The sequence below is a fragment of the Acidobacteriota bacterium genome, from assembly GCA_016196065.1.
Lineage (GTDB): Bacteria > Acidobacteriota > Terriglobia > Terriglobales > Acidobacteriaceae > Acidiflorens.
The window spans coordinates 745,261-758,693 of record JACPYL010000012.1 but is presented as its reverse complement, the minus strand read 5'-3'; the positions used below and the strand labels follow the sequence as shown (position 1 = coordinate 758,693).

At 57.4% G+C, this 13,433-nt stretch carries 14 protein-coding genes; 2 read left to right on the top strand and 12 right to left on the bottom strand.

The features are described 5' to 3' along the window. Positions 1 to 53: 53 nt before the first annotated feature. Positions 54 to 533, bottom strand: a complete 480-nt coding sequence (locus HY010_15515) for a prepilin-type N-terminal cleavage/methylation domain-containing protein (GenBank protein ID MBI3477140.1) — start codon at positions 531 to 533, stop codon at positions 54 to 56. Positions 534 to 752: 219 nt separating this feature from the next. Here HY010_15515 and HY010_15510 point away from each other — a divergent pair, with 219 nt between their 5' ends. Further along, positions 753 to 2,033: a GGDEF domain-containing protein gene (locus tag HY010_15510; protein ID MBI3477139.1), complete on the top strand. Its 1,281-nt coding sequence runs from the start codon at positions 753 to 755 to the stop codon at positions 2,031 to 2,033. Between the two features lie 61 nt (positions 2,034 to 2,094). Here the strand turns inward: HY010_15510 and HY010_15505 are convergent, their stop codons facing one another. Beyond that, complete coding sequence (locus tag HY010_15505; GenBank protein ID MBI3477138.1) at positions 2,095 to 3,282, bottom strand: MFS transporter; 1,188 nt, start codon at positions 3,280 to 3,282, stop codon at positions 2,095 to 2,097. 84 nt (positions 3,283 to 3,366) lie between these two features. Then, positions 3,367 to 5,079: a hypothetical protein gene (locus tag HY010_15500; GenBank protein ID MBI3477137.1), complete on the bottom strand. Its 1,713-nt coding sequence runs from the start codon at positions 5,077 to 5,079 to the stop codon at positions 3,367 to 3,369. Positions 5,080 to 5,488: 409 nt separating this feature from the next. On the opposite strand from HY010_15500, the gene HY010_15495 reads away from it, so the two are divergent. Beyond that, positions 5,489 to 5,920 (top strand): hypothetical protein, encoded by a 432-nt coding sequence (locus tag HY010_15495; protein ID MBI3477136.1) that lies wholly within the window; start codon positions 5,489 to 5,491, stop codon positions 5,918 to 5,920. Between the two features lie 152 nt (positions 5,921 to 6,072). On the opposite strand, the gene HY010_15490 is transcribed toward HY010_15495, so the two are convergent. From HY010_15490 to HY010_15450, 9 genes are all read right to left on the bottom strand, one after another. Next, a complete protein-coding gene (locus HY010_15490; protein ID MBI3477135.1) occupies positions 6,073 to 6,357 on the bottom strand; it encodes a hypothetical protein in 285 nt (94 codons plus the stop codon). A gap of 286 nt (positions 6,358 to 6,643) precedes the next feature. Further along, positions 6,644 to 7,093 carry a hypothetical protein gene (locus tag HY010_15485; protein ID MBI3477134.1) on the bottom strand — a complete coding sequence of 150 codons (450 nt, stop codon included), beginning with the start codon at positions 7,091 to 7,093 and terminating at the stop codon, positions 6,644 to 6,646. A 256-nt stretch (positions 7,094 to 7,349) separates the two neighbouring features. Next, the gene (locus tag HY010_15480; protein ID MBI3477133.1) at positions 7,350 to 7,637 is read right to left on the bottom strand and encodes a hypothetical protein; all 288 of its coding nucleotides are present in this window, start codon (positions 7,635 to 7,637) and stop codon (positions 7,350 to 7,352) included. Between the two features lie 123 nt (positions 7,638 to 7,760). Next, on the bottom strand, positions 7,761 to 8,036 hold the full coding sequence (locus HY010_15475; GenBank protein ID MBI3477132.1) for a hypothetical protein: 276 nt from the start codon (positions 8,034 to 8,036) through the stop codon (positions 7,761 to 7,763). Next, positions 8,033 to 9,565: a phage terminase large subunit gene (terL, locus tag HY010_15470; protein MBI3477131.1), complete on the bottom strand. Its 1,533-nt coding sequence runs from the start codon at positions 9,563 to 9,565 to the stop codon at positions 8,033 to 8,035. Before terL ends, HY010_15475 begins: the two co-directional genes overlap by 4 nt. Beyond that, the gene (locus HY010_15465) at positions 9,562 to 10,044 is read right to left on the bottom strand and encodes a hypothetical protein (GenBank protein ID MBI3477130.1); all 483 of its coding nucleotides are present in this window, start codon (positions 10,042 to 10,044) and stop codon (positions 9,562 to 9,564) included. Before HY010_15465 ends, terL begins: the two co-directional genes overlap by 4 nt. Before the next feature lie 32 nt (positions 10,045 to 10,076). Further along, positions 10,077 to 11,456 (bottom strand): hypothetical protein, encoded by a 1,380-nt coding sequence (locus HY010_15460; GenBank protein MBI3477129.1) that lies wholly within the window; start codon positions 11,454 to 11,456, stop codon positions 10,077 to 10,079. After that, positions 11,449 to 11,781 carry a hypothetical protein gene (locus tag HY010_15455; protein MBI3477128.1) on the bottom strand — a complete coding sequence of 111 codons (333 nt, stop codon included), beginning with the start codon at positions 11,779 to 11,781 and terminating at the stop codon, positions 11,449 to 11,451. The genes HY010_15460 and HY010_15455 overlap by 8 nt, the downstream gene beginning before the upstream one ends. 664 nt (positions 11,782 to 12,445) lie before the next feature. After that, entirely contained in the window at positions 12,446 to 13,195 is a 750-nt protein-coding gene (locus HY010_15450) for a hypothetical protein (protein MBI3477127.1), read from the bottom strand. Positions 13,196 to 13,433: the final 238 nt, after the last annotated feature.

The following is a 13,433-nucleotide window of genomic DNA, read 5'->3' as shown; positions in this document are numbered from 1 at the left end:
CGATGCGGCCTTCGGCATTGAATGCGTGGGCCGCGCTGACTGCAACGTGTTCGTCACTGCAGCGGCGGCACGCTGTTGTCGCAAGTAGCAATCGCGCTCACTTGCGCTCGCACAACGCCGTCCGCATACGAGCAGAATGAACGGACACCAGTCTGATTCGGGACGGTCGGCGCGCCAATGATCTGATAGGTCCCGGCAGGGTTGCCAGACGCGCCGCTCAGCGTGAATGTGTATCCGTTCTTTGTTCCAGACGCGACCTGGCTGTCAATCAAACACGCGCTGGCTGAGGACGGGGGAGTACATGCGTTTCCGCCTAACGCAACCAGAGTGCCAGCATAGCCGATCGCCGGATACGCGGAGTTATACGAAATCTGAGCACTGTTGATGGCCCGGACGGTATTCGCCGCCGACGCCTCATCGGCCGAGCGGTGCGCGCCGACGATACTTGGGATCGCAATCGAAGCGATGATCAGGATGATCGCTACCACGATCAACAGTTCGATCAGAGAAAAACCATTCTGTCTATTTCGCATGGAGAATCCTTTCCGTTGTCCGAGGCCTGGGAGCCGCGAAGACTTGGCTAGAAATGGAACGGCGTCCGCCGCTCGATCTTGCATGCCAAATTTCAGGCGCAGCGACAACTGGGACCGCCGTGGGGTTGGCATTCAAGCTCCCGCATCGCAAAACTAACCAGTTAAGAGATGGAACTGCCGTATTCTGAGGAAGAAGCGGTGTGTTGTGGCGAGGTTCGTTTGACAGCGAACGCATGGAAATCGTGGCTGCTCCCCGGAGGCCTGTTGCTGGCCCTGTCGGTGGCGCTCGTCAACAGTTCTTTGCTGCAACTGGTCGCGCCCTCTCTCGGGTTCTATTACCTCGCCGTCTTCACTGCTGGACTGCTGCTCGCCTGGCGATTCAATTCCAGCCGCGTGCTTTTTTCATTGCTCGTCATATTGTTGGCGCACCGCGCCGTAGAGTTCTTTTCCGCTGGACGCCTTCATAGCGGGTCCGGTCGCACCGCGATCATATTGGTCGCCCTCCTGGTTCCTCTCAACTACATCGCACTCGCACTGATGCGCGAGCGTGGATTCACCGTTGCCGGCATGGCTCCGCGCTTTGGGATTCTGTTTCTCGAATCGGTGGTGGTTGCAGTCGCCTGCAGGCCGGAAAACAGCAGCGGGAGTTCGGCTGCCGCGAGCGGCCTGCCTCTGTGGACACTCATCAGCTTCGCGGCGGGCGCGACCGTCCTGGTTTTGCGGTTTTTCCAGACCCGCAAGCCCATGGAACCCGGGTTCCTTTGGTCGCTGGTCGCGGTATTTCTCTGGCTTGATCTCTCGCCGGTCGGAAAGATCGCCGATGTGTACGTGGCGACCGCGGGACTCATTCTGGCAGCGTCCATGGTTGAGACCTCGTACGTGCTAGCCTATTTTGATGAACTCACCGGCATTCGCGGACGGCGCGCCTTCAACGAGTCCTTGCTATCGCTCGATCAGCAATACGCGATCGCAATCGTCGACATCGACCACTTCAAGAATTTCAACGATACCTATGGCCACGACACCGGTGACCAGGTGCTCCGCATGGTCGCCTCGCGACTCGCGAGTGTGGGGGGCGGGGGACAAGCCTTTCGCTGCGGAGGCGAGGAGTTTGCCATCCTGTTCCGCAATGCCTCGGCGAAAGAAGCGTTCGAAGAACTCGAGCGACTAAGACACACAATTCAGAATTCCACTTTTCGATTTCGCGGCCATGAGAGGCGGACGGAACCGCGCGCCGCAGAGCCCGAGCGCCGCAAACCGGGCAGAAAGAAAGCGCTTGCTGTGACGCCGCCGCAGCGTCCGGCGGGTGAGCTATCCGTGACCGTGAGCATCGGAGTGGCCGAACCCAGCACGCGCTATCGCCAGCCGGAACAGGTGATCCATGCCGCCGATCAGGCTCTTTATCGCGCGAAACACAATGGACGCAACCGGGTAGAACTGGCGTCGAACGTTGCACTCCGTGTGACTCGTGGCAAGGGAGCCAAAGCGTCCCGGGTGTGAGGCGTTATCGCAAAGAAGGTTCCACTTCTTCAATCTGACTTCTGACCTCTGCAATGTTTCTCTACCATTCCTTGATGTGAATGAAAAACAGAACTGCAGTCGCAACAAAAGGTACGAGCAAGCCGGCGCGCAAACTCCCCGCAGATTGCGACACCATTCCCACCAGCCACGGCAGAGCGGCCGGTCCGATGGCTGCAAGAGAGAACATCAGCGAACCCACGCTGCGCGCCTCGACGCCATAGCGATGAGAGAGTCGTGCCACCGTGATCGGATACAGCGTGGCATAGGAAAGGCCCGTGAGCACCGCGCTCACTTTTACTTCCATCAAGGTCGAGGAGCGCAGCAATATCCCGATGCCGATCGTCGCCACCGCGTACCCGCATTGCAGAACCCGCCGCTCGGAAAAATGCCGCAGCAGCCATCCTCCCACTCCTCGGCCAGCCGTGAGCGCGGCATAGAAGAAAGCGGGGATCATGGCTGCGATGGCTGTAGCGCCCATTCCCGTCTGTGAAACATAGGACCCGATCCAGCCGCCCACGCATGTTTCCGCGCCGGGATAGAGAAAAAACACGACTGCAAACAGCCACGTGACCGGATTTCTCGCGATCGCGCTCCAGCGCAGCGAAGACTCTCCCGTGGGATGCGCCGGCGGAAATGGAAGATTCCGTACCGCAAAGGCGAGCACCAGGAGCGAGACCGCCACTCCGCCAAGAAACAGCGGCACATGCTGCGTCTTCGAAGCCCACGCCACCAGCAGCGAACCGAGTACGGCACCCACGCCCCAGAAAAAGTTGAGCAGGCTCACCGCTGCCGCGCGAGAACCGGTCGTGACTTCCGCGGCCATCAGGTTGGTAGTCGGGATAATCAATCCCAACCCCAGCCCGTACACCGCCACCGACACCATTCCCAGCGACATTGTTCCTAGAAAAAGCGTACTCGTACCGGCCGCCATCAGCAGTAAGCCGGATAGAAACACAGTTCGGAAGCCCACCCGTGCAAGCATGTATCCAGACAGGAGAACGCCCGCGAGTTGGGAAAGAAACTGTATGGGAAAGAAATTTCCGACCTGTGCGTCCGTCAGCACCCACCGCTTGCTGAGAATGGGGAGCATCGGGCTGAGCAGCGTGGTCAGGATTCCGGTAGGAAGAAAAGCAATTTGCCCGGCGAGAACCAACTGGCGACGACGAGATGCGTCGGCTCTGTCCGCCGGGGTCATCGAGGCATTGCTGGAGCCGGGAGGTGTGTCCACAATGGTGAGTTTCGTGAAGTCCGCTTGGAAATCGAGCTCTCGCCCGGAGTTGTTTCTCCAGGCGAGAGCGCGATTCGATCAGAGTTACGGAATGCTGAGTTGACTGCCTTCCGAAACGCGAGCCTGCTGCTGAGAGCCGCCGCCATTCGAATAGCTCACCGATAGCGTCTTGCGCGCGCCGGGCGCCGGATCGGTACCCATCGAATCGTTATTCACGGTGATCTGCAGACGGCCGTCTCGAACCAGCGAGCGGAGACGTCCGGTAACATCCTGCGTGCGATTGCCCGCACCATAGGTGGCGCGGACAATGTTCAACTGGCCATAGCGGCCACGATCATCGCGGTTGTAGTCACGGTTGTTGTCGCGATCGCCATCGCGGTCACGATCCACGACGCGACGGCCGTCGCGCCAGTCATCGTTGCCGAGATTCCCCCAGCCGCCATTCCAGCCGCCGCCACCACCACCCCAGTTGCCGCCGCCCCAGCTGCTAAAGAGGGCGCCATCAACGACGCTGCCTTCGCGGTATTCGAACGTGCGATTGCCGCCGTTCGGCCCGCGAGCATAGATGCGCAGAGTCTTGACATGACCACGATCCGGATCGACTCCGAACGTGGAATTCCCCATCCGGAAACTTACATCGCGGCGAGCCAGTTCCTTCAACCGCTCGGTGACGTCTACGTTGCGACGCGCCGTGCCGTAACGCGCTTGCATGATCTGGTATTGCCCCTCATCTCCGTCTCCCCAGCCACCGTTCCAGCCGCCGCCACCACCCCAGTTGCCGCCGCCCCAACCTGTGAATTGCGAGCCGTCAACATAGCTGCCTTCGCGGTATTCGAAGACGCGATATTGACCGCCCGGGCCACGCGTGTAAATCCGCAACGTCTTGACACGGCCCTCGTCAGGATCGACTCCAAACGTCGAGTTCCCCATGCGGAAGGTTTGGTCTCGACGCGCGAGTTCCTTCAGCCGCTCGGTCACATCGACGTTCCTCTGCTGCGTGCCGTAACGGGCTTGCAGGATCTGGTATTGACCGCTGTCGCCGCTCCCGTTGCCGCCGCCGTTTCCATCGCCCCAGCCGCCATTCCAGCCGCCGCCACCCCAGTCGCCACGGCCCCAGCCGGTGAACTGTGATCCATCGACGACGCTGCCTTCGCGGTATTCGAACATCCGGTTCTGTCCGTTGCGCGCACGAGTGTAAATGCGCAGCGTCTTGACGCGGCCTTCATCGGGATCAACCCCAAACGTGGAGTTGCCCATCCGAAAAGTTACATCGCGGCGCGCCAGTTCCTTCAGCCGTTCTGTGACGTCCACATTTCTTTGTGCCGTACCGTAGCGGGCTTGCAGGATCTGATATTGCCCGTCATCCCCGTTGCCATTGCCCGTGCTGTTGCCATCGCCCCAGCCGCCATTCCATCCGCCGCCGCCCCAATCGCCGCGGCCCCAGCCGGTGAACTGCGAGCCATCGACGACACTGCCCTCGCGGTACTCGAACATGCGATTCGCACCGCCGGGACCGCGCGTGTAAATGCGCAGAGTCTTCACGCGGCCAGGATCAGGATCTTCTCCAAACGTGGAGTTGCCCATGCGGAAAGTGCGATCCTGAGTCGCCAACTGTTTCAGGCGCTGGGTTACATCCACATTTCTCTCTGAGGTACCGTAGCGCGCCTGCAGAATCTGGTATTGCCCTTCGTCACCATTACTACTATTGCCATACTGCCAAGCCGCTGCCGAAGCCACAATCAGCAACACGAAACCGATCGCTGCCATTCCTTTACGCAAGATCTCACGCGAATGCATAATCAGGCCTCCTAAAAACTTTAGATGCAAGAATGCAAAGGATTATATAGACGGCGGGACGAAACGCGAATTCAGGTGCAGGCTGGTGAAGAGGAATTTATCAACCTCCAGCTCAGTGTTACACTAAATTCCACCCGTCGCGGAGAGGTGGCAGAGTGGCCGAATGCGGCGGTTTGCTAACGCGAAAAGTCTGACACCCATTTTCCTTTCCCTGTAATGACTTAGGTCCGCTCCGAACCCATCAAAAGGTACTCATGCTTAGGCCCGCGATAGGCCCGCGTTTCTGACACTCGGATTGTCCAGAGAGGTGTGTGCTCGTGCGGGTCGCACACTGTAGTTGGTGTAATCGCCTGTTTTCAACAGTCGAGGCTCTGTCGCATAATAACGGTCGGAGAATGAGAGAAGATCGTTGACCGAATCACACCCAACTCGGCTGCTTACCACGCGCCTCAGAATCATGCTGGCAATGGGTTGGACGGTCTCCCTGCTCGGGCTGGCAATCCGAGGCATCATCCGGCGCAGTCATGCAGGCTGGCTGGTACCTCAGAGTATTCTCTTCCACGGCTGGGTGCTTGTAGTTTTCAACATCGCCATCTACGGCGAGATATGCTGGATCGCATTCTGGTGCATTCGTCGCACGATAGGGCGGGAGCGTCTGTTTATGGTGGGGATGTTTGCGAACATTCTGCTGTGGCCTGCAAGAACGTTATTACCTCAGTGGGCTTTTGCAATCAGGCATATCGGTGCATTCGGATTGGCCGTCGCAACGCTCGCAGCATTGACGTTACTATTGGACTCCTCGAATCACGCCGACTCGAACCGTGCAAACGCTGCGGTGTAGTTTTCAACTGTTGAAATATCGCGATTACACTCATTGACCCTCGGTCACTGACGCCCGGATTGTCCAGTTTCCTCACTCGCAGTGGAATGGTTGTAGACACGAACGGCTCCGAGGCTGGTTGGCCATTCGGAGCCGTGCTGGGAAGACGAACTCTAGTGGATGGTCGTGGATGGAGGAGCCGCGAGCCGTCGCTGAATCTCAGCCGCTCTGGACTCCCGCGCTTTATGGTAGTCATCGCAGTACTTCTTCAGTTCGACAATTTGTTCTCTCATCTCAGCCATTGTCCGGCGCTGGAACTCGATCAGCGTATCGCGCCTCGCAATCGTCTCCTGATAACCGGCAATCAAGTCCTGATACGTGGCGAGCGCCTCCACGTGAGCGTTCAACGTTGCGCTGTACGCCTTATGTAGTTGACGGCGAGTCTTAAGCCATTTCATTCGAGCCTCCGAGAAAGTAAAAGCCGGGAGAGGCAAGCGCGACTCCCCCGGCTTCGTGTACCGAGAACGTTGCTCGGAGCGTCCGGCGCTTTGCTGGAACGAGTACACCGAAGACTCGTGACGGATTGACCCATTGCTGGGTCGGGACCGTCACCCACCACAACGCCGTCGCTCTGCCAGAGCGCCGTGTTGTCACATATCAAAAAGCCGGGGACTCTCCCAAGACCCCGGCTATCCGGCTGTTTTGCGAAGAACTGGAGGTAAAACGCACAACAGCGGGGAGACTCTAGCCCAGCGCTTTTTCCTCAGCGCTCAGGCGTTTCAATTTTGAATGATCGAATTCCGCGATAGCTTTTATGGCGGAGTCCCGGATAGCAGCCTGACGTTCGACGGCGACTTGTAGCGCCGTAATCTCCTCCCGGAGCCGTTCCTTGTTCTGTTCGAGTTCCGCGATTCGATGCCGCAAGGCGGGACGGGTGATGACGAGTTTCTGAGCCTCGTCTAACGCGGACTTCGTGTTGCGCAGCGTACCCTCTACGATAGCGAGTTCCTGCGAGTACCGTTCGGCGCGGGAGTCGTGGAAGTCCCGTCGCTCTACGAGCGAGCGCAGTTGCGTCCGAAGTTCTTCCGCCGTTGTGTGATCTTGAGTGTTGGCCGGGACGAGTTCGCGGACGGTGGCTGCGATCTTATCGACGTTTAGTGACTCTACGGGTAGCGTGATGTTCTGTTGATACATCGTTGATCTCCTTGAGTTCTTGAATGAGTCGAACGTTACATCTGGCGGCGAATCGACGGATTGTGTCGTGAATGAAGTCGAGCGAGTAGCCGGTCGCCGTCACAACCTGAGCGGGAGTGAAGTGATAGTCGCGAATGAAGCAAATCACGTCGTGCTGTTTGACGGACTTCCTGCGACCCTCGAAGTAAGGCGCGAAGGTCTTGTAATACGCTTCGAGCCGGTTCTCCCACCCACGTACAGACGGCGCTAACATTGTTTATGCTCCGAAGACGTTCGCCCAATCAACGTCGTCAGCAGTCTTGGGCGTTTCCGATTGAACCGCAGCAGCAATACGAGCGGCTTCCGGAGAGAGTCCGTAAGCCTGCCACGCGTCGATAAGTTCCTTATCCGCGTCCGGCTTGACGCCGGTTCCTTCCGCGAGACGGTTGAACTCTGCGAGCGGCGAGGACTCTTCCAGCCGCTTGATATCTGCCGGAGTCAAGACCTTCCCTTCGGCATCGCAGAGAACGCCGGGTTGACCTTTTTTCTCGAACAACTTGATCATTGTTCCTCCTCTGGTCGCCTACTTAAAGCATAGCTAGGAATTCATCTGTAGCTATGACAGCTTCAAAACTGAATCACACACGGTTCGTGCCAGTTACGGGGAAAATCCGAAGTTGTAAAGCAATCACCTTAAGAAAATCTCGCCGTTAGTAAGTCCACCGGAATCCGCGCCTCGCCGTCGCGCCATCTTGACCGCCCAACACTTCACCGCAATCGCCATTCCCTCCGGCGAGTTGAGGTCAACGTCGTTTTGCGTGAGGTCATCCAGCATCAATTCGAGTTCCGTGCGCATCTCTTCTTCCCGGCGACGCTCCCTCGCCTCCTCGCGCTTCGACGCGATCTTGGCCTGCATCAGACCGAGCCGCACTTCGTGAAGTATCTTGTCGTTTTCTCCGCTCATTCAAAGTCTCCTTCGTCAGCCCGGTCTAGTTCGGGTGATAGACATATCCCGAAGGCTGGTTGATTTTCAAGAAATTCAGCGATGATATCTTCGTTGGTGTATGGTCGCGTGCTGCCCGGCGTGAGCAAGAACTCGGTTGACTTGAAGTCGCCGGAAGATACGAACACCTTACAACCGTGCACGAAGGCGTCTACCACGTCGTCGTGAACACCCAGCGGGAACTCCGCGCACTCGTTTACGAACGAATCGCGCCAGATGGCTTGTTGTGGGAGCAGCACTACTCCGCTCCGGGTAAAGACCGTGACGCCTTCAGCGCGAACGATCTTGGACTTTCCTCCGGGCTTCGCCACGACGAGCGGGATCAGTGGGTGGGCCGATTGAAAGAGCTGAATAGCTTGAGTCCCGGCTGCCGCGTCTTCGATCACCAGCGCGGGAACCGTGTGATACCGAGCGGCCACGGCGCGATACCTCTCCAAGATGATTCCGGGCAGCTGTGAGAAGTCCACTTTGCTTTTCCAGACATCAAGGACGAGTATGCGACCGTCGTTCATTCTCCCCAGAACAACGTTGGCGGAATAATCGTTGCCGTTCCCGGTCTTGCTTGCGCAGTCCCAAGCGGTTACGACAAGACTAAGCTGGTCCTCCTCGATGCCTTTGTACGTGCCCCAAGATTCGACAGGAAAGAGAATGTCAGTGCCCATCGACGGGCGACAGGCGTACAACGCGCTCCAGATACCTTCGCCCAGATCAGCGCGGCGCTGGTCCAGAATGTCGCGAGGGAAGCGCGACGGCCAAAGCGCGTCGTACTTCGCTAGGAACTTCTGCTCACCGGTCCGCGTGTCCAGCACGTAAGCCTCCTCGCCGGAATCGTTCGTCGCCGGGAGAACGAGGACGGTCCACTGCGAAGCCTTCTTGTTCTCCTTCGCCCGCGTCAGAATCCTGCCGGCCAGATCGTCCGCGTGCCAGCGGGTCGTGATCATCACTATGCGGCCATTCTTGGGCAACCTGCTTTCAACCGAAGATGTAAAGTTCTGCCAGATGTTTTCTCGAATCGTAGGCGATAGCGCATCCATCCTGTTTCGGAGAACGTCATCAATCACGCATAGGTCCGCCGTATGGCCTGTGATACCTCCGGCGATACCCGAAGCAACGCAGCTATAGCGACCGTCCTGACCGGGCACGACGAACATCCAACGCGCCTCGGTCGCCTTTCCGACCGGATAGTTGAACGTCTCCTGCCACCAGTCGCTTTGAACAATCGTTTTACAGTTCGCGGAGGCGCGCACGGCTAGATCGTCCGAATAGGAGCAGACCAGCACGTGACTGAGCGGATCACGCGCAAAGTGATACGCCGGGTATCGCTCCGCCACGGTCGTGGACTTTCCGTGCTGAGGAGGCGTAAAGATGGCGAGATTCTGAATCTCCCGGCGTTCTACCTTTTCAAGATACGAGCCGATCAACTTCAAGTGCCACGGCTGTTCGAACGTCGCCGGACTCGTTGCCGTAAAGAATTTCCGAAACGTGATCATTCAACCTCCGTTGGCGGAAAACAATCCGCCGTCAACTCAAGTGGCTTGACGAGGGACCGGATGTACGCGAGAACCTTGAGACGATCTTCCGGCGCTACGTCCGCCATCGCCTTCGCAATCTCGATATACGCGGGAGTCAATCCCACGTTCGCCACGACGGACTTCTGCGGAGCGTCCAGACCGAGGAGGCGATTAATCCGGTCCCGGATAGCCAGCAGGCTGTCCACGGTTTCCTTACTGTTCATATCGTCCGCGTCAGCAACGAACTTCTGGAGCGTTTTCAACTCCCCGTATGCCGTCTGCCGTTCGCGCTCGAACGCCTTGGGAGCCTCGCGGCTGATTGCGAGTAGATCGGCTCCGAGGCGCGTCTTGCTCGCGCCCACGGCGAAGCCTTCCTGCTTGAGGATGGCGGACGCGGCGCGTATTGACTTTCCTTCTCGTATACACAGCGTCGTTAGACGCTTCTTCTTGGCCGCCATTCGAGCCTTCGTAGCTGCACGGTCCTGTGGTCTCATCTCGCCTCCTGATCTGTCTGTATCCACTCGCCGTCCGGCTTCTTCAACTCCTTCAGCCGATAGATACGCTGATACCGCTCCCGAATCGCGGCTGGTGTGTACGCGGCGTTACCCTTTAACACCCAGAACGTGTGATTCTCACCTTCAAACTTGACCTGTTCGATTCGCTTCCTCTTTTTGGGTCTGCCCCAAGGGTCCAGATCGTCACCGTCCGGCTGATCGAGATTCATCTTCTCTGGTATGGCTTTTCGGATTCCAGCGGACTTCAGAGCGGCGCGGAGTTCCGACACGGTCAGGTTTTTATTGTTGAGCGCCTTCCGCGCCTTACGTAGTAGGTCCGTGGTGGTAGCCAACTCGAACTCCCCACCCAGCGTCGCAGTCGGATCAGCCTTGAGTTGGGCACACCAAAGTTCGGTTGTTGAAGCGGTCGCCTCGATCATGTCGCACTTGGCTGCGGTTAGCGGAGCTGCTGCGAAGGGATTGAAGCCGGAGTAGTCCAGATGTTCGAAGTGCCACCGCAACGCTGCCGGTCCTTCCTCTGAGTCCGACCACGTATAAAACTCCTCCCAGAACGCAGGATCATTCTTGTAACCTTCGCCTTCCATTTCGAACACGTGAATCCGGCGCTCGCCGCTGGGAAGCCGCATGGCGTTCGGATAGTTCGACTGGAAGATGTAGTTGGCGCAAGTTCCAATCGAGTACGAAGGCTGATTCTTGCGATTGATCGTCACGGAGTCGTGAGTGATCAGCGTCTTCATCTTGTTCAGAAGATTCGAGCGCGTAATCAAGCACTCCTGTACGACGATCAGTTGTTTGCGGTCAGCCCACGGATTGAACTGGGAGCCCAGTTCGTCTTGCGTGAGGTTCTCCACGGCGTTCTCTTTGCCGTAGACGCGAGCCAGCGCGTAAGTCTCGCTCGTCTTCCCGGTGCCGTAGGCTGCGGACATGACGAGCCGCGCCGTGTTCAGCTTCGTGCCCGGATGCTTGATGGGGTAGCCGTTCCATTGTTCGGCGAATTTCCGCTCCGGCGTGCCCGCGCCATAGATAGAGTCCATCAAGCGGACCCACGGCTTGATGTCACCCTTTTTCGACTTCGCTCCCCAGCCGGGATAGAGATTGAAGGCGTTCGCGGTGGTCTGCGGCTCGTACACCAACTCCTTATATTCGCGACGGTGCGGCGACTCCAGCCAATGGTCAATGGTGCGATAGGTCTTGTCACCCACGGCGAACGTGCGGTGAGCGAAGGAAGTCCGGAACGTGGCGCTGGACATGACTTCGCGGGTAACGATATTGAACATGACGCCTCGGTCGTTGATGGCGACCTCTTTGTTCAACTCAACGATGGCTTGATCTCTTGCGCGCTCGAAGTTAGTCACTTTTGGCCACCTTCGATTGAACGCGCTTGGCTTCGCTCAGCAGGTAATTGCGAACTTCCAGCAACACTCTCGCGTTACATTCGCCAATCGAGGCGTTGAACCGGCTCAAGTAGAGAGACGACAGTCCGTCCGGGTCCGTGAACTCGAAGGTGACGCTGCGAGAGTCCGCGCTGAGGTATGCGCGTTGGTACTGGAGAAGGTTCAGAGCAATCAGGTAGCTGGCGAAGTTGAGCTGTGCCGTCGCGTACTTCGGGACGGAGGCGTCAATCTTGGGTGGTGAGATACGACGGGAGTCTGAGCGGAAACGAGCAATAACGTCTGGCATCTGGGTCCTTTACAAACAATTTGGGATAGCGCCGCTTGGTGGCTCTGGAACGAGCCGAGCGCCGGGGAACTTTCCGGCTTAGGCGTTATAGACCCCGAAGGAGCCCAGTGAACGGTTAATTATCTCCGGAAACCATGTTACAAAGCTACGATTATTTTCGCTGAATAAACCAGCGCTTCGTGGTGATCGGCGACTAGTGCGTGGTGCAAGGTGGGGAGGTAGATCGTCCGAAATACGAGGCTCCCAAAGGCTCCCAAAATGGACTTCTTATATTCTTATTTAGAAAGTTAAAAATACCCCGGTATGCGTACATTAGGAAAACTTGGGAGCCTTTTTCTCTAAATATAGAAGATTCTGGAGGTTAGCTAAGTCTCCCCAAATGGAAACGCTGGGAAACCGAGTAGCCCCAAGGAGCCGGGACGAATGGCGGGGACTGCATTGACAACGATCAGTATATGCAGCAACGATTCCCGCTTTTCCGCGCCCGGACGCTCTCACTCGGCACGCCGGAGCCATTCACCAGTCACCAGATGTATTGACCGCCGTCAATAATTGCGAGGCGTCGCCGATCACCAGTCACCGAGTCAATCGGTCCGCGCTTTAGGCCCGCGTTCTGCTCGCTAACAAAGTAAACCTGCATTCAGCGGCGGTTCAGGGAACCGTTTTAGGCGAGCCCGGTCGGGTTCTTCCATCGCTGATACTGCTTAATTGGACCGTCGTCTGGAGGGAGAATGTTATGGAAGCCAGCATGGAGATTCCGCGCCATCTTCAATACTAGCCCAGCAATTCGATGGGCTGACTCTTGCGTCTCGCGGAGTGCTTGCTTAGGACGAACTGAGGTGTCGCCGCTATCGGCTATGTACTTTTCGTCAGCTTCGCCGCCTCGGTGCTCATATACGTGCCTCCTCTGAAACATCAGCTTGGCAAACGCTAGATCGGCAGCGTCGATCCCGTCGAGTATGTCAATATCAAATATCTCTTTAATGTCCGCTGCGACGTTTTCTAAATTGTGGAACCGTCGTTCTGTCAGTCTGTTCCTGCGACCCGGCGTCAGTGGAACAAGATTCACGAGTTGCGCTGCATATTGACCAACAAACGAGTCGAACGCTGCGACGACTTCTTTGACGCACGTCTCAAAGGCTCCGGTGCCGGAATTGATCCGCTCACGTAGCGCGGGAATGATCTTGTCGCCTAGTTCTTGTAGATCGTTCCTCGTACCGCAACGCGAACAGTATCCAAATTTGCCGAGAATGTCGTTGAAAGCGCCGCAAGCATTGCAGTCGAATTTGTTTTGTTGGCTCTCCTCGGTGTAGTAGAAAGGCGGCTTCTCTCCGTCCTTCCCAGCGGCATCCGCAACCGCGTCCATGTCAATTACATAGTCTCCGTCCACGTCAGCTTCCAGAACTTCCCGCATCTTTGCGCAGTATTGCTCAACGTATGACCTCTGCGCTTTTGTCAAAAAGTTGTGTACTTCTTGACGGACACCGCAATACGGACAGAAGTGAGTTCCCGCTCGATCTCTCCAGTAGCCTTGGCAGAGGGGGCATTCGTGACCGTATCTCCCCTCGCTGTCCGAGCCAATGAAGACTTGAAAACACCCTCGAACGGGAGGCGGATTAGGGACAGATCCAATTCCTCCGAGATCCATTTGT